Below are 20,593 nucleotides of genomic sequence, written 5' to 3'. Positions count from 1 at the left end.
GCCGCTTGGCCGAGTCCTGACCGGCATGTGCACCTTGGGCGAACATGCAGATTCCGTGCCTCGCTTTTCCGGCAGGCCTCGCCGCCGGGGTCGCGGGGCGATTGCGGCGCGGGAGCCGGGCGCCACCGGCCGGCATTCCGGCCTTCGCAGGGCGCTGCAGTTGTGCGTGGGCTGAGGGCACAGGGGCAGAGAGGAGCGGGTGGTTTGCGCCGCGCCTTGTCGGTTTGGCGACAGGAGCGCAAGGCCTGTGGCCATTGGCGGTGCGCTGCCGGGCGAGTTGCTGCCTTGTGGCGCCGGCGGCGCGCGGCAAGGCCGTGGCGGCGGGCGCCGAAGCAGGGCGTCGGTGCCGGGGGCAGACTGTGCTAGTCTGGCCGACCTTTTTCACCCCCTTGCCTGGAGTTCCCATGGCCCAACTCGACCTTTCCACCGACGAAGCCCGTGTCAGCTACGGCATCGGTCGCCAACTCGGCGGCCAGCTGCGCGACAACCCGCCGCCCGGTGTGACCCTCGACGCCATCCTCGCCGGCCTGGCCGACGCCTTCAACGGCGCGGACAGCCAGGTGCCGAACGACGCGCTGACCGCCAGCTTCCAGGTGATCCGCGAGCGCATGCAGGCCGAGCAGGCGGCCAAGGCCGAGGCGGCCGCTGCCGCCGGTCGCGACTACCTGGCCGAGAACGCCAAGCGCGCGGGCGTCACCGTGCTGGCCTCCGGCCTGCAATACGAAGTGCTGGTTGCAGGCGAAGGCGCCAAGCCCGGCGCCGACGACCAAGTGCGCACCCACTACCACGGCACCCTGATCGACGGCACCGTGTTCGACAGCTCCTACGAGCGCGGCCAGCCTGCGGAATTCCCGGTCGGCGGGGTGATCCCGGGCTGGGTCGAGGCCCTGCAGCTGATGAACGCCGGCAGCAAGTGGCGTCTGCACGTGCCGAGCGAGCTGGCCTATGGTGCCCAGGCCGTCGGCAGCATCCCGCCGCACAGCGTGCTGGTGTTCGACGTCGAGCTGCTGGACATCCTGTAAGGCAGTCGGTTTCCCGCGCCGTCGGCGCGGGCAACGAAAAACGCCCGTCGCGGCCAGGCCGGACGGGCGTTTTGTCGTGTGCGGGAAACTCAGTGGGTGCGTGCGACGGCGAACTCGCTCAGCTCCACCAGCGCATCGCGGTACTCGCCGGCCGGCAGCACGTCGAGGCTGGCGATGGCGCGGGCGGCGAAATCGCGGGCCAGGCGCGCGGTATAGTCGAGGGCGCCGGCGGCTTCCACGGCGGCGCGGATGCTTTCCAGGTCTTCGATGCCACCCTGCTGGATGGCCCGGCGTACCAGCGCGGCCTGTTCGGGCGTGCCTTCGCGCATGGTGTAGATCAGCGGCAGGGTCGGCTTGCCCTCGGCGAGGTCGTCGCCGACGTTCTTGCCCAGGGTGGCGGCGTCGCCGCGATAGTCGAGCAGGTCGTCGACCAGCTGGAAGGCGATGCCCAGAGCGTCGCCGAAGGTCCGCAGGGCGACGGCCTGCTCGGCGCTGGCGCCGGCCAGCAGGGCGGCGCTGTGGGTGGAGGCCTCGAACAGCATTGCGGTCTTGCCGCGGATGACCTCCATGTAGATTTCCTCGGTGGTGCTGGCGTCGCGGATCTTCGACAGCTGCAGCACCTCGCCCTCGGCGATCACCCGGGTGGCGTTGGCCAGCACCTGCATCACCGGCAGCTCGCCGAGTTCGACCAGCATCTCGAAGGAACGCGCATAGAGGAAGTCGCCGACCAGCACGCTGGGCGCGTTGCCCCACAGGGCATTGGCGGTGGAGCGACCGCGACGCATGCCGGACTTGTCGACCACGTCGTCGTGCAGCAGGGTGGCGGTGTGCAGGAACTCGATGGTGGCGGCCAGCAGGTTGAGGCGCTCGCCGCGCGCCCCCAGAGCGTTGCCGGCCAGCAGGACCAGCAGCGGGCGCAGGCGCTTGCCGCCGGCGGAGGTGATATAGTCGCCGATCTTCTCCACCAGAGGGACGCGGGAGGCGAGCTGGCGGCGAATGATGCCGTCGACGGCGGTGAAATCGTCGGCCACCACGCGATAAAAAGCCTGGGGTTCCATCAGCGGACTGCGCTCCTCTTGAGTTGCGCGGCATGCTAGGTGCCGGGTCCGGCACTGTCAAGGCAAGCCAGTGGCGCACTTGCTTGCAGGCCAAGCCTTGCGTACAATCGCCGGCCCGAACTTCCCTGGCATTCCCTGCCTTACGCAATGCAGCGGCGACCCTTCCGGCGCCCTGCAGCCATGCTGGCCAATAACTCTTCCACCAAAGCGCCAGGTGAGCAGGTCTAACGGAGACATCCCATGTACGCAGTAATTGTTACCGGCGGCAAGCAGTACAAAGTCGCTGAAGGCGAATTCCTCAAGATCGAAAAGCTCGACGTGGCGACCGGTGAAAGCGTGGCTTTCGACCAGGTCCTGCTGGTCGGCAACGGTGACGACGTCAAGATCGGTGCTCCGGTCGTCGAAGGCGCCAAGGTGACCGCCGAAGTGATCGCCCAAGGCCGTCACGACAAGGTGCGCATCATCAAGTTCCGTCGTCGCAAGCACCACATGAAGCGTCAGGGCCACCGTCAGTGGTTCACCGAAATCAAGATCACCGGCATCCAGGCCTGATCCCCTCTTTTTCCGGAGTATTGACTCATGGCACACAAAAAAGCTGGCGGTTCTACCCGTAACGGCCGCGATTCCGAAAGTAAACGCCTTGGCGTGAAGATGTACGGCAGCCAGGCTGCGATTGCCGGCAACATCCTCGTGCGTCAGCGCGGCACCAAGTTCCACGCCGGCTACGGCGTTGGCATGGGCAAGGACCACACCCTGTTCGCCAAGATCGACGGCGTGGTCAAGTTCGAGACCAAGGGTGCCTTCGGTCGCAAATACGTGAGCATCGTGGCCAACTGATCACGCGCTTGCCGAAAAAGCCCTGTCTGTCGACAGGGCTTTTTTGTTTGTAATATCCCAAGCTTCACATGACCCGCCAGGCGCGGGAGGCATTGCCCAATGAAATTCGTCGATGAAGTATCCATTCACGTGCAGGCCGGCGACGGCGGTAACGGAGCCCTGAGCTTCCGCCGTGAAAAATTCATGCCCATGGGCGGTCCGGACGGCGGCGACGGCGGTGATGGCGGTTCGGTCTACCTCCAGGCCGACAGCAACCTCAACACCCTGGTGGACTACCGCTACACCCGTCGCTTCCAGGCCCAGCGCGGCGGGAACGGCCGCAGCAAGGACTGCACCGGCGCCAAGGGCGAGGATCTGACCCTGCCGGTGCCGGTCGGTACCACGGTGATCGATGCCGGCACCCAGGAGATCATCGGCGACCTGACCGTCGACGGTCAGCGCCTGCTGGTGGCCCATGGCGGCTGGCACGGCCTGGGCAACACCCGCTACAAGACCAGCACCAACCGCGCGCCGCGGCAGACCTCGCCGGGCAAGCCGGGCGAGGCCCGCGACCTCAAGCTGGAGCTCAAGGTGCTGGCCGACGTCGGCCTGCTCGGCATGCCCAATGCCGGCAAGAGCACGCTGATCCGTTCGGTGTCCGCCGCCAAGCCGAAGGTCGCCGACTATCCCTTCACCACCCTGGTGCCCAACCTCGGCGTGGTCAGCGTAGGCCGCCTGAAGAGCTTCGTGATCGCCGACATTCCCGGCCTGATCGAGGGCGCCTCCGACGGCGCCGGCCTCGGCATCCGCTTCCTCAAGCACCTGGCGCGTACCCGTCTGCTGCTGCACCTCGTGGATATGGCGCCGCTGGACGGTTCCGACCCGGCTGCCGCCGCCGAGGCGATCATCAATGAGCTGGGTCGCTTCAGTCCGGCGCTCACCGAGCGTGACCGCTGGCTGGTGCTCAACAAGGCCGACCAGCTGCTCGACGAGGAGCGCGAGGAGCGCCTCAAGGCTGTGGTCGAGCGCCTCAACTGGAAGGGCCCGGTCTACGTGATCTCCGCGCTGGAGCGCGAAGGCACCGAGCGGCTGTGCGGCGACATCATGAATTACATCGACGAGCGTACCCAGCGCCTGGCCGAAGAACCGGCGTTCGCCGAGGCTGCCGCCGAGCTGGATCAGCGCATCGAGGACGAGGCCCGCGCCCGTCTGCAGGAACTCGACGACGCCCGCGCCCTGCGCCGTGCCGGGGTGCGCAGCGCCGACGAGGAATACGAAGAAGACGACTTCGATGACGACGAGGACGACGAGGACGGTCCGGAGATCATCTACGTCCGCTGAAGTCCGTGACAGGAGGGGCCGTCCGGCCCCTCGAGCCCGAGTGCAAGGTTGCAGAACATGCGTGAGAAGGTGAGCAAGGCCCGTCGCTGGGTGGTGAAGATCGGCAGTGCGCTGCTGACCGCCGACGGCCGGGGGCTCGACCGCGGCGCCATGGCCGTGTGGGTCGAGCAGATGGTGGCGCTGCGGCGCGCCGGGGTGGAACTGGTGCTGGTGTCTTCCGGCGCCGTGGCGGCGGGCATGAGCCGGCTGGGCTGGAACGAGCGACCTAGCACCATCCACGAGCTGCAGGCCGCCGCCGCGGTCGGCCAGATGGGCCTGGTGCAGGCCTGGGAGTCGAGCTTCGCCGAGCACGGCCTGCAGACCGCCCAGGTGCTGCTGACCCACGACGACCTCTCCGACCGCAAGCGCTATCTCAACGCGCGCAGCACCCTGCGCACCCTGGTCGACCTCGGCGTGATCCCGGTGATCAACGAGAACGACACCGTGGCCACCGACGAGATCCGCTTCGGCGACAACGACACCCTGGCCGCGCTGGTGGCCAACCTGGTCGAGGCCGACCTGCTGGTGATCCTCACCGACCGCGACGGCATGTTCGATGCCGATCCGCGGCACAACCCCGACGCCCAGCTGATCTTCGAGGCGCGCGCCGACGATCCCGGCCTCGACGCGGTGGCCGGCGGCACCGGCGGCGCCCTCGGGCGCGGCGGCATGCAGACCAAGCTGCGCGCCGCCCGGCTGGCGGCGCGCTCCGGGGCCAACACCATCATCGTCGGCGGGCGCATCGAGCGCGTGCTCGATCGCCTCAAGAGCGGCGAGCGCCTCGGCACCCTGCTGACGCCCGAGCGCGGCCGCCACGCGGCGCGCAAGCAGTGGCTGGCCGGGCATCTGCAGATGCGCGGCACCCTGAGCCTGGATGCCGGCGCGGTACGCGCCCTGGTCGAGCAGCGCAAGAGCCTGCTGCCGGTGGGCGTCACCGCGGTGGAGGGCAGCTTCCGGCGCGGCGAGATGGTCGCCTGCCTGGGCCCCGACGGCCGTGAAGTGGCTCGGGGGTTGGTCAACTACAATGCAGCCGACGCCCAGCGCATCATCGGCCTGGGCACCGAAGCCATCGAGCAGGTGCTCGGCTACCTCGAGGAGCCCGAGCTGGTCCATCGCGACAATCTGGTGCTGGTATGAGGACGACCATGACCGCAAGGAAACTGCTCCGGCCGATGGCCGCCGCCTTGGCGCTGCTGGCCGCTGGTGCGCAGGCCGAGACCGTCGGCGAGGTGTCGACGGTGTTCAAGCTGCTCGGCCCCAACCACAAGATCGTCATCGAGGCCTTCGACGATCCCAAGGTGGAGGGGGTGACCTGCTACCTGTCGCGGGCCAAGACCGGCGGCATCAAGGGCGGCCTGGGTCTGGCCGAGGACCGTGCCGAGGCGTCGATCGCCTGTCGTCAGGTCGGTCCGATCCGCTTCCTCGATACGCTCGAGGACGGCGAGGAGGTGTTCAAGGAGCGCACCTCGCTGGTATTCAAGACCATGCAGGTGGTGCGCTTCCTCGACAAGAAGCGCAATACGCTGGTGTACATGGTCTACAGCGACCGCGTCATCGAGGGCAGTCCGCAGAACTCGGTGACCGCCATTCCGATCCTGCCGTGGCCGAAGACGGCAAACTGATTCCGTGATTGCGTAGGGTGGGTTAGGCCGCAGGCCGTAACCCACCGAGCCGGCCGCCAGACCGGCCATGGCGATGCCGGCGGCATCGATGGTGGGTTACGCCGCTGCGCGGCTGACCCACCCTACGTAGGCAGCAGCAACAAAAAAGCCGGTCGGGTTGCCCCGACCGGCTTTTTTCATGCCCCGCTGTCTGCCTCAGAAGCCGGCTTGCTGCACCAGCGCCAGCAGCGGCTGCGGGTAGACGCCGAGCAGCAGGGTCAGGCCGGCCACCGCCAGCAGCATGAGGCCGCCGGTCTGCTGGGCCCAGTGCTGCGGCGCATCGCGGCGCTGCAGGCTGGGCTCGACCAGGAACAGGCTGACCATCACGCGCAGGTAGTAGTAGACGGCGATCGCGCTGCCGAGGATCAGTGCGCCGAGCAGCCACCACAGCTGCGCCTCGACGCCCGCGGCGATGACGAAGAACTTGCCGATGAAACCGCCGGTCAGCGGGATGCCCGCCAGCGACAGCATCATCACCGCCAGCACCGCGGCCAGGTACGGACGGCGCCAGAACAGGCCGCGGTACTCGAACAGCGCGTCGGTGTCGCGGCCCTGGTAGGGGGTCGACATCAGGGTGATCACGCCAAAGGCGCCCAGGCTGGTCAGCACGTAGCTGAACAGGTAGACGCCGATGGCCTCGGTGGCCAGGCCCTTGCTGGCGATCAGGGCGACCAGCAGATAGCCGAAGTGGGCGATCGACGAGTAGCCGAGCAGGCGCTTGAGGTTGTTCTGCAGCAGCGCCAGCAGGTTGCCGACCAGGATCGAGAGGATCGCCAGCAGGCCGAGCAGCTGGCCCAGCCAGCCTTCGGCGAAGGCCGGGGAGAGCTGGTAGAGGCGCAGCAGCACGGCGAACACGGCAACCTTGCTGGCGGTGGCGAGGAACGCCGACACCGGCGCCGGGGCGCCCTCGTAGACGTCCGGGGTCCACAGGTGGAAGGGCGCCAGCGACAGCTTGAAGGCCAGGCCGATCAGCATCATGCCGACACCGAGCTGCGCCAGCTGACTGGGGGCTTCGCCGCCGACGGCCAGGCTGGTACCGATGCCGGCGAAGCTCAGGCTGCCGGCGTCCGCGTACAGCAGGGCCATGCCGAACAGCAGGAAGGACGAGCCGGCGGCGGACAGCACCATGTACTTGATGCCGGCCTCCAGCGAACGACGGTTGAAGAAGGCGTAGGCGATCAGGCCGTAGGTCGGTACCGACAGCAGCTCCAGGCCGATGAACAGCCCGGCCAGGTGCTGCGCGCTGACCAGCACCTGGCCGCCGGCGCAGGCCAGCAGCATCAGCAGGTACAGTTCCTCGCGGTTGCCCGGGTAGCCCTTGCCCGAGGCCCCGCCCAGGTAGGCGTGGGTCAGGGTGATGCAGGCCAGGGTGGCGGCGAGGATCAGCGCCTGGTAGTAGCAGGCGAAGTCATCGATGCGCAGCAGCGGGGTCACCTCCAGCGGGGTGACGCCGAGAGCCGGAATGATCGCCAGCAGGCCCAGGTTGAGACCGGCCACCGAGAGCAGGAAGGTCTGGCCGTGATGGCGCCGCCAGGCGATCGCCAGCATCACCACGATGGTGGTGGCGCCGGTGATCAGCAGCGGCAGCAGGGCGGTCAGGTGTTGAGTGGTGAATTCCATGACGTGACTTACCGTGCCGATTCAAGTTGGGAGAGGGCGCCGCCCAGCCACTGCTGCACGCCCTGCATGCTGGCGGCCGAGGTGTCGAGCACCGGCTGCGGGTAGACGCCGAGCAGGATCAGCAGCACGGCCAGGCCCAGCACCATGACCAGTTCGCGGGCATTCAGACCGGGCACGGCGGTTTCCGCCTTGGCCGGGCCGAAGTAGGCGCGGTGGATCATGCACAGCGAGTAGACCGAACCGAACACCAGGCCGGTGGCGGCCAGCACGGCGATCCAAGGCTTGATCTGGAAGGTACCGAGCAGGATCAGGATCTCGCCGACGAAGTTGCCGGTGCCGGGCAGGCCCAGCGCCGCGGCGGCGAAGAACAGGCTGATCGCCGGCAGCCAGGGCATGCGTGCCCACAGGCCGCCGAGGGCGCGGAAGTCGCGGGTGTGCATGCGCTCGTACATCTGGCCGCAGAGGATGAACAGCGCAGCGGCCGACAGGCCGTGGGCGATCATCTGCACCACCGCGCCCTGCAGGGCCATCTGGCTGCCGGAGTAGATGGCGATCAGCACGAAGCCCATGTGCGACACGCTGGAGTAGGCGACCAGGCGCTTGATGTCGGTCTGCGCGAAGGCCAGCAGGGCGCCGTAGACGATGGCAAACACGCCCAGGCCCATGGCGATCGGCGCGAACTCCGCCGAGGCGTTGGGGAACAGCGGCAGGGCGAAGCGCAGCAGGCCGTAGGCGGCGGTCTTCAGCAGGATGCCGGCCAGGTCCACGGAGCCGGCGGTCGGCGCCTGGGCGTGGGCATCGGGCAGCCAGGAGTGCACCGGTACCACCGGGAACTTCACCGCGAAGGCGGCGAAGAAGCCGAGCATCAGCAGGTACTCGGTGCCGGCAGGCAGGTCGGTCTGCAGCAGGTCGGCGTAGGCGAAGGTCAGCACGCCGCTCTGGCCGTAGTGGATCAGCACCAGGGCGAGGATCGCCACCAGCATGATCAGGCCGCTGGCCTGGGTGTAGATGAAGAACTTGGTGGCGGCGGTGATGCGGCTCTTGCCGCTGCTGCCGCTATGACCCCAGAGCGCGATGAGGAAGTACATCGGCACCAGCATCATTTCCCAGAAGAAGAAGAACAGGAACAGGTCGATGGCGAGGAACACGCCGACCACCCCGCCGAGGATCCACAGCAGATTGAGGTGGAAGAAGCCGACGCGCTTGCTGATTTCCTTCCACGAGCAGATCACCGAGAGCACGCCGAGCAGACCGGTGAGGGTCACCATCAGTACCGACAGGCCGTCCAGCGCCAGGTGGATGGAGATGCCGAAGCGCTCGATCCACGGGGTCTGGAACTCCAGGGCCCAGGCCGGTGCGCCGCCCGGCGCCGGGGCCAGGCTGAAGTTGGCGCTGGCCCACAGGTCGAGGCCGAGGGCGAACAGCAGGGTCATGCTGATGAGCGCGATCCAGCGCGGCAGGACGGCGCCGAAACGCTCGGCCTGCCAGCACAGCAGACCGCCGATGAAGGGAATCAGGATTAGCCAGGGCAGAATCATGACGGGCCGTTTTCCTTAATTCAGAAGCAGAAGGGCAGCGAGCACGAACACGGCCCCGCCGACGATGGAGGTGGCGTACCAGCGCAGGTTGCCGGTCTGGCTCTGGCGCAGGGCGAGGTGGCCGCCGCGGGCGAGCAGCGGCAGCACGCCGATGCTGACGTCGACCGGGTCGTGGCCGAGCAGGCGGCAGAGCAGCAGGTAGGGCTTGACGAACAGCTTGTCGTACAGCCAGTCGAAGCCCCAGGCGGCGTACCACCAGGCGCCGAGGAAGCGGCCCGGGGCGCTCTGCGCGACGCTGGTCACCAGGCTGCGCTTGCCGAGGAACAGCAGCGCGGCGATGACGATGCCGAGCACCGCGATGGCGCCGGACAGCAGCTCCAGGCTGTGCTGTGCCTCACCGCCGGCATGGCCGACGCTTTCCGGCAGCACGCCGGCCAGCGGCGGGGTGATCAGCGCGCCGACGAAGGTCGACAGCACGATCAGCGTGGCCAGCGGCAGGTTGTGGGCGATGCCGTGACCTGCGTGCGCCTCGGTCTTCGCCTCGCCGTGGAAGGCGATGAAGATCAGCCGGAAGGTGTAGATCGAGGTCAGGAAGGCGCCGGCGAGGCCCGCGTAGAGCAGGCCGCTATGACCGCTGGCGAAGGCTTCCCAGAGGATCTCGTCCTTGGAGTAGAAGCCGGCGGTGACCAGCGGCAGGGCGGCCAGCGCAGCACCACCGACGATGAAGCTGGCGTATGCCAGCGGCAGCTTCTTCCACAGGCCGCCCATCTTGAAGATGTTCTGCTCGTGGTGGCAGGCGTTGATCACCGAGCCCGAGGCGAGGAACAGCAGGGCCTTGAAGAAGGCGTGGGTCATCAGGTGGAAGATCGCCGCATCCCAGGCGCCGACGCCGAGGGCGAGGAACATGTAGCCGATCTGGCTCATGGTCGAGTAGGCGAGGATGCGCTTGATGTCGGTCTGCACCAGGGCGGCGAAGCCGGCCAGCACCAGGGTCACGCCGCCCACGATGCCGACCAGCTCGAGGATATCGGGGGTGAGCAGGAACAGGCCGTGGGTACGGGCGATCAAGTAGACGCCCGCGGTGACCATGGTCGCCGCGTGGATCAGCGCCGAGACCGGGGTCGGGCCGGCCATGGCGTCGGCCAGCCAGGTCTGCAGCGGCAGCTGGGCGGACTTGCCGACCGCGCCGCCGAGCAGCATCAGGGTGGCCAGCCACAGCCAGGTGTCACCGGCCACGTACTTCTGCGGCGCCAGCACCAGCAGCTCCTGGATGTTCAGAGTGCCCAGATTCAGCAGCAGGATGAACAGGCCGATGGCCATGAACACGTCGCCGATGCGGGTGACGATGAACGCCTTGAGCGCCGCGTTGCCGTTCTTGACTTCCTTGAAGTAGAAGCCGATCAGCAGGTACGAGCACAGGCCCACGCCTTCCCAGCCGAAGTACAGGAACAGCAGGTTGTCGCCCAGCACCAGGAACAGCATGCTGGCGATGAACAGGTTGGTGTAGGCGAAGAAGCGCGAGTAGCCCTCCTCGCCGCGCATGTACCAGCTGGCGAACAGGTGGATCAGGAAGCCGACGCCGGTGACCACGCCGAGCATGGTGACCGACAGGCCGTCCAGATACAGGGTGAAGCTCGGCGCGAAGCCGGCGACGTTCATCCACTGCCAGAGGACCTGGGTGAACACGCCGCCTTCGGGCGGCGCGACGTTGAATTGCCAGATCACCCAGGCGGCGGTGAGCGCCGACAGGCCGACCGAGCCGACGCCGATCAGCGCCGCCAGGTTCTCGGAGAAACGGCCGCGGGAGAAGGCCAGCAGCAGCCAGCCGAGCAGCGGGAACAGACAGGTGAGGAATAATAGGTTCATCCGCGCATCTCGCTGGCAGCGTCGATATCGAGGGTATGGAAGCGGCGATGCAGCTGCAGCAGGATCGCCAGGCCGATGCTGGCCTCGGCGGCGGCCAGGGTGATCACCAGAATGAACAGGATCTGGCCGTCGGGCTGGATCCAGCGGCTGCCGGCGACCACGAAGGCCAGCGCGCAGGCGTTCATCATCACTTCCAGGCTCATCAGCACGAACAGGATGTTGCGCCGCACCATCAGGCCGACCAGGCCCAGGCTGAACAGCACGGCGGCCAGGGCCAGGCCGTGCTCCATGGGAATCGCATTCATGCGGTGGGCTCCTTGGCTTCCGGGCGACCGAGGTGGTAGGCGGCTACCAGCGCTGCCAGCAGCAGCATGGAGGCGAGTTCCACCGCCAGCAGGTAGGGACCGTACAGGTGGGCACCGACGGCCTTGGCGTCGATGGTCTCGGTGCCGATGGCCGCGTCGCCGCTGCCGCCCAGCAGCACGTAGAGCAGCAGGGCGAGCAGGGCGGCGGAGAGCAGGCCGGGACCGACCCACAGGCCGGGCTTGAGCCACGCGCGTTCCTGCTCGGCGGTGGCCGGGCCGAGGTTGAGCATCATCACCACGAAGACGAACAGCACCATGATGGCGCCGGCGTAGACGATGATCTCCAGCACGCCGGCGAAGGGCGCGCCGAGGGCGAAGAAGGTCATCGATACGGCGAGCAGCGAGACCACCAGATAGAGCAGGGCATGCACCGGGTTGGTGTGGCTGATCACCCGCAGGGTGGATGCCACAGCCACGCCGGCGGCGAAGTAGAAGGCGAATTCCATCGTTCTTCCGTCCTTAAGGCAGCAGGCCTTTCACGTTGATCGGCTCGGCCTCGTTCTGCGCGGCGCCCTTGGGCTTGCCGGCGATGGCCATGCCGGCGACGCGGTAGAAGTTGTAGTCCGGGTTCTTGCCCGGGCCCGAGATCAAGAGGTCTTCCTTCTCGTAGACGAGGTCCTGACGCTTGTACTCGGCCATCTCGAAATCCGGGGTGAGCTGGATCGCGGTGGTCGGGCAGGCCTCCTCGCACAGGCCGCAGAAGATGCAGCGCGAGAAGTTGATGCGGAAGAACTCGGGATACCAGCGACCGTCTTCCTGCTCGGCCTTCTGCAGCGAGATGCAGCCTACCGGGCAGGCTACCGCGCACAGGTTGCAGGCTACGCAGCGCTCCTCGCCGTCGGGGTCGCGGGTCAGCACGATGCGGCCGCGGTAGCGCGGCGGCAGGTACACGGGCTCCTCGGGATATTGCAGGGTGTCGCGCTTGCGGAAGGCGTGGGAGAACACCATCACCAGGCTGCGCAGCTGGGTCCAGGTACCGTGCAGGACATCCAGAATGTATTTGAACATGGCGTGTTTTCTCCTTACTGGGCGACCAGCACCAGGGCGCCGGTCACCAGCAGGTTGAGCAGGGTCAGCGGCAGGCAGAACTTCCAGCCGAAGGCCATCACCTGGTCATAGCGCGGGCGCGGGATGGACGCGCGCAGCAGGATGAACAGCATGATGAAGAAGCAGGTCTTGAGGGCGAACCAGACGAACGACAGCTGCGGCAGGATGCCGAACGGACCGTGCCAGCCGCCGAAGAACAGGGTCACCAGCAGCGCCGAGACCAGCACGATGCCGATGTACTCGCCGACGAAGAACATGCCCCACTTCATCCCCGCGTACTCGATGTGGTAGCCGTCGGCCAGTTCCTGCTCGGCCTCCGGCTGGTCGAAGGGGTGACGGTGGGTGACCGCGACGCCGGCGATGAAGAAGGTGCAGAAGCCGAGGAACTGCGGAATGATGAACCACAGGTTCTGCGCCTGGTAGTCGACGATGTCGCGCATGTTGAACGAGCCGGCCTGCGCCACGATGCCCATCAGCGACAGGCCCATGAATACCTCGTAGGAGAGGGTCTGCGCCGAGGCGCGCAGCGAGCCGAGCAGGGCGAACTTGTTGTTGCTCGACCAGCCGGCGAACAGCACCGCGTAGACGGTCAGGCCGGCCATGGCGAAGAAGAACAGCAGGCCGATGTTCAGGTCGGCCACGCCCCAGGTTTCGGTCACCGGGATCACCGCGAAGGCGATCAAGAGCGCGCTCATCGCTACGATCGGCGCCAGGGTGAAGATCAGCTTGTCGGCGAACGGCGGAGTCCAGTCTTCCTTGAAGAACATCTTCAGCATGTCGGCGGCCAGCTGGAAGATACCGAACGGACCGACCCGGTTGGGGCCGTGACGGTCCTGCCAGAGGCCGAGCAGACGACGCTCGACGAAGCTGAGGAAGGCGCCGCAGACCACCACGGCGAGCAGGATGACGATGGCCTTGAGCACGCCGACGATCACGGCGATCACTTCCGGTGTGAGCCAGCTCATTGCGCGACCTCCTGCAGGGCTTCGGCGAACAGCGTAGCGGACAGCGGCGGGATGCCGTCGAGGCCGACCGGCAGGCCGAGCAGGCCGTCGGCCAGCTCGTCGATCACCTTGAGCGGCAGGCGCAGCTCGCGGCCGTCGACCTTCAGGCTGAGCAGCGCGCCGTCGGCGAGGTTCAGGCGCGCGGCGGCGTCGCCGCCGAGGGCGGCGTAGGCGGCCGGGATGCGCTCCTGTACCGGTGCGGCGAGCGAGGAGGTTTCGTCGCTGCCGAACAGGTGGTGCAGGGCGACCACCTGCCAGCGTCCGGCGGCGCCGCTCGCGGCAGCCGGCACGGCGAACCAGCCGAGGCCGTTGGCCGGGGTGTCGAACAGGCGCACGCCGGGGTCGCCGGCGCGCAGATGGCCGCCGACCTCGTCCTGGAACTTGTTCCAGGCCTGCGGCGAGTTCCAGCCCGGCGACCAGGCGAACGGCACCTGCTGGCGGGCTTCGGCACTGCCGGCGTAGCCTTCCATGGAGAAGGCGAACGCCGAGTCGGCGTCCTGCGGCTGGCGCGGCTCGTGCACGTCGATGTTGGCGCGCATCGAGGTGCGGCCGCTGTAGCGGTGCGGTTCGCGGGCCAGCTTGAGGCCCTTGATGCGGAACGCGGCCTTGGGCGCGGCGCCCTCGATGGCGGCCAGGCGCGGGTTGCTGGCGGCGCAGGCAGCGGTGACCTGGTCGAGCTGGGTCCAGTCGACGCGCTGGCCCTGGAGGGTGCTGTGCAGCGCGTGCAGCCAGCGCCAGCCCTCGCGGACCAGGATCTCGCTGTCGTAGTAGCTCGGTTCGAACACCTGGAAGAAGCGCTGGGCGCGGCCTTCCTGGCTGACCAGGGTGCCGTCGCCCTCGGCGAAGCTGGCCACCGGCAGCACCAGCTGGGCGCGGGCGCTGGTGGCGGTGTGCTGGTGGTCGGCGACGATCAGCACCTTGGCCTTGGCCAGTGCGGCGTCGACCTTGGCGGCGGCGGCGCGGCGGTATAGGTCGTTCTCCAGCACCACCACGGCGTCGGCCTGGCCGGAGCTCAGCGCGTCCAGCGCGGCCTCGACGGAGTCGCCGCCCAGCAGGCTCAGGCCGAGGCTGTTGGCCTCGGCGACGACCAGGCTGATGCCGGCGTTCTTCTCGCGGTTCTTCAGCGCCTTGGCGATGTTGCCGGCGGCTTCGAGCAGCGCCTGCGAGCCCAGCGAGGCGCCGGCGACGATCAGCGGACGCTTGCCGTTGATCAGGGCGCTGGCGATGCGCTCGGCCAGGGCGGCGGCCTCGCCGTCCAGACCGGCCACGGCCGGGGCGCTCGGGTCGATGGCGTGGGCCACGGCGAAGCCGAGGCGGGCCAGATCGTCCGGCGCGGCGTGCACGCACTCTTCGGCGACGTCGTCCAGACGTGTGCTGGTGACGCTGGCGATAAACAGCGGGTTCAGGGCATGTTGCGCGACGTTCTGCACCGCCAGTTGGTGCCAGTCAGGGATCTTCGCCGCCGCAGCGATCTCGGTGGCCTTGCCGCGGGCGGCCTGGCGCAGGGCCAGGGCGATGCGCGGCGCGGTCTGGGTGAGATCCTCGCCGAGCACGAACACCGCGTCGAACTCTTCCAGCTCGCGCAGCGACGGGGTCGGCAGCGGACCGTCGTCCAGCAACTCGCGGATCAGGCGCAGGTTGGCCAGCTCGCCTTCGGCGATGCCGCTGTAGAAGTTGGTGGCGCCGACCAGTTCGCGCAGGGCGAAGTTGCTTTCCAGGCTGGCGCGCGGCGAACCGATGCCGATCACCTTCTTGCCCTGGAGGAGGGCGGCGGCCTGGTCCAGCGCGGCGTCGATGCCCAGCTTCTGGGTACCCTGCTCTTTATTCAGCAGCAGGGGCTGGCGCGGACGATCTTCGCGGTTGACGTAGCCGTAGCCGAAGCGGCCGCGATCGCACAGGAAGTAGTGGTTGACCGCACCGTTGAAGCGGTTCTCGATGCGACGGATCTCGCCGTAGCGCTCGCCGGGGCTGGTGTTGCAGCCGACGCTGCACTGCTGGCAGATGCTCGGCGCGAACTGCATGTCCCACTTGCGGTTGTAGCGCTCGGAGTGGGTCTTGTCGGTGAACACGCCGGTCGGGCAGACCTCGACCAGGTTGCCGGAGAACTCGCTCTCCAGCACGCCGTCCTCGACGCGGCCGAAGTAGACGTTGTCGTGGGCGCCGTAGACGCCCAGGTCTTCGCCGCCGGCGTAGTCCTTGTAGTAGCGCACGCAGCGGTAGCAGGCGATGCAGCGGTTCATCTCGTGGGCGATGAACGGGCCGAGGTCCTGGTTCTGGTGGGTACGCTTGGTGAAGCGATAACGGCGCTTGTTGTGGCCGGTCATCACCGTCATGTCCTGGAGGTGGCAGTGACCGCCTTCCTCGCACACCGGACAGTCGTGCGGGTGGTTGGTCATCAGCCATTCGACGACGCTGGCGCGGAACTGCGTGGCTTCCGCGTCGTCGATGGAGATCCAGGTCTTGTCGCTGGCGGGGGTCATGCAGGACATGACGATGCGCCCGCGCGTGTCGTTCTCGTCGTTGTACTGCTTCACCGCGCACTGGCGGCAGGCACCGACGCTGCCCAGCGCCGGGTGCCAGCAGAAGTAGGGGATGTCGAGGCCGAGGGACAGACAGGCCTGCAACAGGTTGTCTGCGCCGTCGACGTCGTACGACTTGCCGTCTACGTGGATAGTGGCCATGGTTCAGGTTTCTTCTTTGCCCGCGTGAGCGGACTGGCTAATGGAATTCCGTGGTGCCCCGGCCCTGCGGCGCGGGGCGTCGGGAGCGGGGGAATGCGCATTGCGCAACGTCCCGCCGCCCGACTCCGTCGTCTCGTCGCGGCCGCGCCTCAGGCGCCGGCCAGCTGTACCGCTTCGCCGCGGGAGGCGACGCCCGGCGCCACGCCGGCCTCGAACTCCTCGCGGAAGTACTTGATCGCGCTGCCCAGCGGCTCCACCGCGCCCGGTGCGTGGGCGCAGAAGGTACGGCCCGGGCCGAGGAAGTTGACCAGCCCCAGCAGGGTCTCGATGTCCTCGGCGCTGCCCTGGCCGCGCTCCAGCGCGCGCAGCATCTTCACGCTCCACGGCAGGCCGTCGCGGCACGGGGTGCACCAGCCGCACGACTCGCGGGCGAAGAACTCCTCCATGTTGCGCAGCAGCGAGACCATGTTGACGGTGTGATCGACCGCCAGGGCCAGACCGGTGCCCATGCGGGTGCCGACCTGGGCGATGCCGGCGCTGTGCATCGGCGCGGACAGGTGCTCGGGGAGCAGGAAGCCGGTGCCGGCGCCGCCGGGCTGCCAGCATTTCAGCCGGTAGCCGTCGCGCATGCCGCCGGCGTAGTCCTCGAACAGCTCCTGGGCGGTGATGCCGAACGGCAGCTCCCAGATGCCGGGGTTCTTCACCTTGCCGGAGAAGCCCATCAGCTTGGTGCCGTGGTCGTGGCTGCCCGGACGGGCCAGCGAGTGGTACCACTGCACGCCGTTGCCGATGATCGCCGGCACGTTGCACAGCGATTCGACGTTGTTGACGCAGGTCGGCTTGCCCCATACGCCGACCGCCGCCGGGAACGGCGGCTTGGCGCGCGGGTTGGCGCGGCGGCCTTCCAGCGAGTTGATCAGCGCGGTTTCCTCGCCGCAGATGTAGCGCCCCGCGCCGGTATGCACGAACAGCTCGAAGTCGAAGCCCGAGCCGAGGATGTTCCTGCCGAGCAGGCCGGCGGCCTTGGCTTCCTCGATGGCGCGGTTGAGGTTGGCGGCGGCGTCGACGTATTCGCCGCGCAGGAAGATGTAGCCGCGGTAGGCCTTGAGCGCGCGCGCGCTGATCAGCATGCCCTCGATCAGCAGGTGCGGCAGCTGCTCCATGAGCAGGCGGTCCTTCCAGGTGTTGGGCTCCATCTCGTCCGCGTTGCACAGCAGGTAGCGGGTCTTGATGGACTCGTCGGCCGGCATCAGGCTCCACTTCACCCCGGTGGGGAAGCCGGCGCCGCCACGGCCCTTGAGGCCGGATTCCTTGACCTCGTGGACGATGTCCGCCTCGGCCATGTCCTTGAGCGCCTTGCGCGCGGCGGCGTAGCCGTCCTTGCGCTGGTATTCGTCGAGCCACACCGGCTGGGCGTCGTCGCGCAGGCGCCAGGTCAGCGGGTGGGTTTCCGGCGTGCGGGCGACCGTGTTGAGCGGCCCGATGGAAGTCAGGGTCTTCATGCGTAGTCCTCCAGCAGCTTGGCGACGCCGTCGGCGGTCACGTTGCCGAAGGTGTCGTCGTCGATCATCAGCGCCGGGGCCTTGTCGCAGTTGCCCAGGCAGCACACCGGCAGCAGGGTGAAGCGGCCATCGCTGCTGGTCTGGCCGGGGGCGATGGCCAGCTGCTGCTGGATCGCGCCGAGCACGCTCTCATGACCGCCGATAAAGCAGGTCATGCTGTCGCACACGCGGATGATGTGGCGGCCGACCGGCTGGCGGAAGATCTGGCTGTAGAAGGTGGCCACGCCCTCGACGTCGCTGGCCGGGATGCCCAGCACCTCGGCGATCGCGTAGATGGCGCCGTCCGGCACCCAGCCGCGCTGCTTCTGGACGATCTTCAGCGCCTCGATGGACGCCGCGCGCGGGTCCTCGTAGTGGTGCATCTCGTGCTCGATGGCCGAGCGCTCGGTCTCGCTCAGGGCGAAACGGTCGGTTTGGATCAGGTCTTGCGAAGAAATAGATGCCTGGCTCATTGTCAGCGGTCCACGTCAGCCATCACGAAGTCGATACTGCCCAGATAGGCGATCAGGTCCGCCACCATGCTGCCGCGGATCACCGCGGGGATCTGCTGCAGGTGGGCGAAGCTGGGGGTGCGGATCCGGGTACGGTAGCTCATGGTGCTGCCGTCGCTGGTGAGGTAGTAGCTGTTGATGCCCTTGGTCGCCTCGATCATCTGGAAGGCTTCGTTGGCCGGCATGACCGGGCCCCAGGAAACCTGCAGGAAGTGGGTGATCAGGGTCTCGATGTGCTGCAGCGTGCGCTCTTTCGGCGGCGGCGTGGTCAGCGGGTGATCGGCCTTGTACGGGCCTTCCGGCATATTGTTCAGGCACTGCTCGATGATGCGCAGGCTCTCGCGCATTTCGCCCATCTTGACCATGCAGCGGTCGTAGGCGTCGCCGTTGTGGGCCAGCGGGACCTCGAACTCGAAGTTCTCGTAGCCGGAGTACGGACGCGCCTTGCGCAGGTCGAAATCGAAACCGGTGGCGCGCAGGCCGGCGCCGGTGACGCCCCACTCCAGCGCTTCCTTGGTGTTGTACTTGGCCACGCCCTGGGTGCGGCCCTTGAGGATGCTGTTGCGCAGGGCGGCCTTCTCGTACTCGACCAGGCGCTTGGGCATCCAGTCGAGGAACTCGCGCACCAGCTTGTCCCAGCCGCGCGGCAGGTCGTGGGCGACGCCGCCGATGCGGTACCAGGCCGGGTGCAGGCGGAAGCCGGTGATCGCCTCGACCACCTTGTAGGCGCGCTGGCGGTCGGTGAAGGTGAAGAACACCGGGGTCATGGCGCCGACGTCCTGGATGTAGGTACCCAGGTACAGCAGGTGGTTCAGGATGCGGAAGAACTCCGCCATCATGATGCGGATCACGTCGACGCGCTGCGGTACCTTGATGCCGGCGAGCTTCTCGACCGCCAGCACGTAGGGCAGGTTGTTCATCACCCCGCCGAGGTAGTCGATGCGGTCGGTGTAGGGGATGAAGCTGTGCCAGCTCTGCCGCTCGGCCATCTTCTCGGCGCCGCGGTGGTGGTAGCCGATCTCCGGCACGCAGTCGACGATCTCCTCGCCGTCCAGCTGCAGGATGATACGGAACGCGCCGTGGGCGGACGGGTGGTTGGGGCCGAGGTTGAGGAACATGTAGTCCTCGTGCTCGCCGCCGCGTTTCATGCCCCAGTCCTCGGGCCGGAAGCGCAGGGCTTCCTGCTCCAGATCCTGCTTGGCGGCGGACAGGCTGAACGGGTCGAATTCGGTGGCGCGCGCCGGATAGTCCTTGCGCAGCGGGTGGCCTTCCCAGGTCGGCGGCATCAGCAGGCGGCTGAGGTGCGGGTGGCCGGTGAAGGTGATGCCGTAGAGGTCCCAGACCTCGCGCTCGTACCAGTTGGCGTTGGGCCAGATGCTGCTGGCAGTCGGTACGTTGAGGTCGCCTTCGCTCAAGGCGACCTTGATCATCACGTCGCTGTTCCGCTCCATCGAGATCAGGTGGTAGAACACGCTGAAGTCGGCGGCGGGCAGGCCGCGGCGCTGGGTGCGCAGGCGCTCGTCGACGCCGTGCAGGTCGTAGAGCATCACGTAGGGCTTGCTGACCTGGCGCAGGAAGGTGAGCACCTCGATCAGGCGCGCACGCGGCACCCAGAGCACCGGCATGCCGGTCCGGGTGGATTGGATGGTGAAGGTGCCGGCGCCAAAGCGCGCCTGCAATTCGATGACGATGTCCTGGTCATCGGCCTTGTACGGCGGAACGGACAGAGCGGTGTCTGCAGTCATGATTCTCGGTCGCTGTCGGTCAACGGATGGGCGCGCCCGCCGTGCGGCGGGCGGGGGCTCATACTTCGTCGGGGCTGCGCAGGTTGGTTACCTGGATGCGCTGTTCACGGCGGACGTCACGCTGCGCCGGCATTTCGGCGCGGTAGATGCCCTGGTCGCCAACCACCCAGGAGAGCGGACGACGCTCCTCGCCGATGGAGTCCTGCAGCAGCATCAGCGCCTGCAGGAACGCCTCGGGACGGGGCGGGCAGCCGGGAACGTAGACGTCCACGGGCAGGAACTTGTCCACCCCCTGGACGACCGAGTAGATGTCGTACATGCCGCCGGAGTTGGCGCATGCACCCATGGAAATGACCCACTTGGGCTCCAGCATCTGCTCGTACAGGCGCTGGATGACCGGCGCCATCTTCACGAAGCAGGTGCCGGCCACGACCATGAAGTCGGCCTGGCGCGGTGAGGCACGGATCACCTCGGCGCCGAAGCGGGCGATGTCATGGGGCGCGGTGAAGGCGGTGGTCATCTCCACGTAGCAGCAGGAGAGGCCGAAGTTGTACGGCCACAGGGAGTTCTTGCGCCCCCAGTTGACGGCCTTGTGCAGGACGTCTTCCAGCTTGCCCATGAAGACGCTCTTGTGCACCTGGTCTTCTAGCTGGGAATCGGAAACGGTCTCCCGCTGGCCGATCGGATACTGGTCGTTGACCGCATCCGGATCGATCCGGGTAAGTTCATATCGCATT

19 protein-coding genes are annotated in these 20,593 nt (G+C 67.6%); 6 read left to right on the top strand and 13 right to left on the bottom strand.

Features of this window, described 5'->3' with window-relative positions:
- Window positions 1-404 precede the first annotated feature (404 nt).
- Window positions 405-1,022 (top strand): FKBP-type peptidyl-prolyl cis-trans isomerase, encoded by a 618-nt coding sequence (locus LMJ29_RS03780; RefSeq protein ID WP_229604175.1) that lies wholly within the window; start codon window positions 405-407, stop codon window positions 1,020-1,022.
- 89 nt (window positions 1,023-1,111) lie between these two features.
- On the opposite strand, the gene LMJ29_RS03775 is transcribed toward LMJ29_RS03780, so the two are convergent.
- A complete protein-coding gene (locus LMJ29_RS03775; protein ID WP_229604174.1) occupies window positions 1,112-2,080 on the bottom strand; it encodes a polyprenyl synthetase family protein in 969 nt (322 codons plus the stop codon).
- A 240-nt stretch (window positions 2,081-2,320) separates the two neighbouring features.
- Here LMJ29_RS03775 and rplU point away from each other — a divergent pair, with 240 nt between their 5' ends.
- From rplU to LMJ29_RS03750, 5 genes are all read left to right on the top strand, one after another.
- On the top strand, window positions 2,321-2,632 hold the full coding sequence (gene rplU, locus LMJ29_RS03770; RefSeq protein ID WP_229604173.1) for a 50S ribosomal protein L21: 312 nt from the start codon (window positions 2,321-2,323) through the stop codon (window positions 2,630-2,632).
- A gap of 27 nt (window positions 2,633-2,659) precedes the next feature.
- Entirely contained in the window at window positions 2,660-2,917 is a 258-nt protein-coding gene (rpmA, locus tag LMJ29_RS03765; protein WP_229604172.1) for a 50S ribosomal protein L27, read from the top strand.
- A gap of 99 nt (window positions 2,918-3,016) precedes the next feature.
- Window positions 3,017-4,237: an Obg family GTPase CgtA gene (gene cgtA, locus LMJ29_RS03760; RefSeq protein ID WP_229604171.1), complete on the top strand. Its 1,221-nt coding sequence runs from the start codon at window positions 3,017-3,019 to the stop codon at window positions 4,235-4,237.
- 57 nt (window positions 4,238-4,294) lie between these two features.
- A complete protein-coding gene (gene proB, locus LMJ29_RS03755; protein WP_229604170.1) occupies window positions 4,295-5,413 on the top strand; it encodes a glutamate 5-kinase in 1,119 nt (372 codons plus the stop codon).
- Window positions 5,414-5,448: 35 nt separating this feature from the next.
- Entirely contained in the window at window positions 5,449-5,898 is a 450-nt protein-coding gene (locus LMJ29_RS03750; RefSeq protein WP_229604373.1) for a CreA family protein, read from the top strand.
- Between the two features lie 195 nt (window positions 5,899-6,093).
- Here LMJ29_RS03750 and nuoN read toward each other — a convergent pair whose 3' ends face one another.
- The 12 genes from nuoN to LMJ29_RS03690 all read right to left on the bottom strand — a co-directional run bounded on the left by nuoN (window position 6,094) and on the right by LMJ29_RS03690 (window position 20,592).
- A complete protein-coding gene (nuoN, locus tag LMJ29_RS03745; RefSeq protein ID WP_229604169.1) occupies window positions 6,094-7,557 on the bottom strand; it encodes an NADH-quinone oxidoreductase subunit NuoN in 1,464 nt (487 codons plus the stop codon).
- Window positions 7,558-7,565: 8 nt separating this feature from the next.
- Window positions 7,566-9,095 (bottom strand): NADH-quinone oxidoreductase subunit M, encoded by a 1,530-nt coding sequence (gene nuoM, locus LMJ29_RS03740; RefSeq protein ID WP_229604168.1) that lies wholly within the window; start codon window positions 9,093-9,095, stop codon window positions 7,566-7,568.
- Between the two features lie 15 nt (window positions 9,096-9,110).
- Window positions 9,111-10,961, bottom strand: a complete 1,851-nt coding sequence (gene nuoL, locus LMJ29_RS03735; protein ID WP_229604166.1) for an NADH-quinone oxidoreductase subunit L — start codon at window positions 10,959-10,961, stop codon at window positions 9,111-9,113.
- On the bottom strand, window positions 10,958-11,266 hold the full coding sequence (gene nuoK / locus LMJ29_RS03730; RefSeq protein WP_136489958.1) for an NADH-quinone oxidoreductase subunit NuoK: 309 nt from the start codon (window positions 11,264-11,266) through the stop codon (window positions 10,958-10,960). The genes nuoL and nuoK overlap by 4 nt, the downstream gene beginning before the upstream one ends.
- A complete protein-coding gene (gene nuoJ, locus LMJ29_RS03725; protein ID WP_229604164.1) occupies window positions 11,263-11,772 on the bottom strand; it encodes an NADH-quinone oxidoreductase subunit J in 510 nt (169 codons plus the stop codon). The genes nuoK and nuoJ overlap by 4 nt, the downstream gene beginning before the upstream one ends.
- 13 nt (window positions 11,773-11,785) lie before the next feature.
- Window positions 11,786-12,334 carry an NADH-quinone oxidoreductase subunit NuoI gene (gene nuoI, locus LMJ29_RS03720; RefSeq protein WP_229604162.1) on the bottom strand — a complete coding sequence of 183 codons (549 nt, stop codon included), beginning with the start codon at window positions 12,332-12,334 and terminating at the stop codon, window positions 11,786-11,788.
- 14 nt (window positions 12,335-12,348) lie between these two features.
- Complete coding sequence (gene nuoH, locus LMJ29_RS03715) at window positions 12,349-13,338, bottom strand: NADH-quinone oxidoreductase subunit NuoH (protein ID WP_229604160.1); 990 nt, start codon at window positions 13,336-13,338, stop codon at window positions 12,349-12,351.
- Complete coding sequence (gene nuoG / locus LMJ29_RS03710) at window positions 13,335-16,058, bottom strand: NADH-quinone oxidoreductase subunit NuoG (RefSeq protein ID WP_229604158.1); 2,724 nt, start codon at window positions 16,056-16,058, stop codon at window positions 13,335-13,337. Before nuoG ends, nuoH begins: the two co-directional genes overlap by 4 nt.
- 149 nt (window positions 16,059-16,207) lie before the next feature.
- On the bottom strand, window positions 16,208-17,560 hold the full coding sequence (nuoF, locus tag LMJ29_RS03705; RefSeq protein WP_229604157.1) for an NADH-quinone oxidoreductase subunit NuoF: 1,353 nt from the start codon (window positions 17,558-17,560) through the stop codon (window positions 16,208-16,210).
- Complete coding sequence (gene nuoE, locus LMJ29_RS03700) at window positions 17,557-18,057, bottom strand: NADH-quinone oxidoreductase subunit NuoE (protein WP_229604372.1); 501 nt, start codon at window positions 18,055-18,057, stop codon at window positions 17,557-17,559. The genes nuoF and nuoE overlap by 4 nt, the downstream gene beginning before the upstream one ends.
- A gap of 17 nt (window positions 18,058-18,074) precedes the next feature.
- Window positions 18,075-19,856: an NADH-quinone oxidoreductase subunit C/D gene (gene nuoC, locus LMJ29_RS03695; protein WP_229604155.1), complete on the bottom strand. Its 1,782-nt coding sequence runs from the start codon at window positions 19,854-19,856 to the stop codon at window positions 18,075-18,077.
- 58 nt (window positions 19,857-19,914) lie between these two features.
- The gene (locus tag LMJ29_RS03690) at window positions 19,915-20,592 is read right to left on the bottom strand and encodes an NADH-quinone oxidoreductase subunit B (protein WP_090351601.1); all 678 of its coding nucleotides are present in this window, start codon (window positions 20,590-20,592) and stop codon (window positions 19,915-19,917) included.
- Window position 20,593 lies beyond the last annotated feature (1 nt).

This window comes from Pseudomonas oryzagri (assembly GCF_020831405.1).
In the GTDB taxonomy this organism is placed as follows: Bacteria; Pseudomonadota; Gammaproteobacteria; order Pseudomonadales; family Pseudomonadaceae; genus Geopseudomonas; species Geopseudomonas oryzagri.
The sequence above is the reverse complement of the archived record's forward strand: the minus strand, read 5'-3'. Positions and strand labels throughout refer to the sequence as shown.

What these genes read in the sequence shown, in the direction of transcription:
- LMJ29_RS03780 (WP_229604175.1), top strand. Translation starts at nt 405, where the DNA reads ATGGCCCAACTCGACCTTTCCACCGACGAAGCCCGTGTCAGCTACGGC.
- LMJ29_RS03775 (WP_229604174.1), bottom strand. Translation starts at nt 2,080, where the DNA reads ATGGAACCCCAGGCTTTTTATCGCGTGGTGGCCGACGATTTCACCGCC.
- rplU (WP_229604173.1), top strand. Translation starts at nt 2,321, where the DNA reads ATGTACGCAGTAATTGTTACCGGCGGCAAGCAGTACAAAGTCGCTGAA.
- rpmA (WP_229604172.1), top strand. Translation starts at nt 2,660, where the DNA reads ATGGCACACAAAAAAGCTGGCGGTTCTACCCGTAACGGCCGCGATTCC.
- cgtA (WP_229604171.1), top strand. Translation starts at nt 3,017, where the DNA reads ATGAAATTCGTCGATGAAGTATCCATTCACGTGCAGGCCGGCGACGGC.
- proB (WP_229604170.1), top strand. Translation starts at nt 4,295, where the DNA reads ATGCGTGAGAAGGTGAGCAAGGCCCGTCGCTGGGTGGTGAAGATCGGC.
- LMJ29_RS03750 (WP_229604373.1), top strand. Translation starts at nt 5,449, where the DNA reads ATGGCCGCCGCCTTGGCGCTGCTGGCCGCTGGTGCGCAGGCCGAGACC.
- nuoN (WP_229604169.1), bottom strand. Translation starts at nt 7,557, where the DNA reads ATGGAATTCACCACTCAACACCTGACCGCCCTGCTGCCGCTGCTGATC.
- nuoM (WP_229604168.1), bottom strand. Translation starts at nt 9,095, where the DNA reads ATGATTCTGCCCTGGCTAATCCTGATTCCCTTCATCGGCGGTCTGCTG.
- nuoL (WP_229604166.1), bottom strand. Translation starts at nt 10,961, where the DNA reads ATGAACCTATTATTCCTCACCTGTCTGTTCCCGCTGCTCGGCTGGCTG.
- nuoK (WP_136489958.1), bottom strand. Translation starts at nt 11,266, where the DNA reads ATGAATGCGATTCCCATGGAGCACGGCCTGGCCCTGGCCGCCGTGCTG.
- nuoJ (WP_229604164.1), bottom strand. Translation starts at nt 11,772, where the DNA reads ATGGAATTCGCCTTCTACTTCGCCGCCGGCGTGGCTGTGGCATCCACC.
- nuoI (WP_229604162.1), bottom strand. Translation starts at nt 12,334, where the DNA reads ATGTTCAAATACATTCTGGATGTCCTGCACGGTACCTGGACCCAGCTG.
- nuoH (WP_229604160.1), bottom strand. Translation starts at nt 13,338, where the DNA reads ATGAGCTGGCTCACACCGGAAGTGATCGCCGTGATCGTCGGCGTGCTC.
- nuoG (WP_229604158.1), bottom strand. Translation starts at nt 16,058, where the DNA reads ATGGCCACTATCCACGTAGACGGCAAGTCGTACGACGTCGACGGCGCA.
- nuoF (WP_229604157.1), bottom strand. Translation starts at nt 17,560, where the DNA reads ATGAAGACCCTGACTTCCATCGGGCCGCTCAACACGGTCGCCCGCACG.
- nuoC (WP_229604155.1), bottom strand. Translation starts at nt 19,856, where the DNA reads ATGACTGCAGACACCGCTCTGTCCGTTCCGCCGTACAAGGCCGATGAC.
- LMJ29_RS03690 (WP_090351601.1), bottom strand. Translation starts at nt 20,592, where the DNA reads ATGCGATATGAACTTACCCGGATCGATCCGGATGCGGTCAACGACCAG.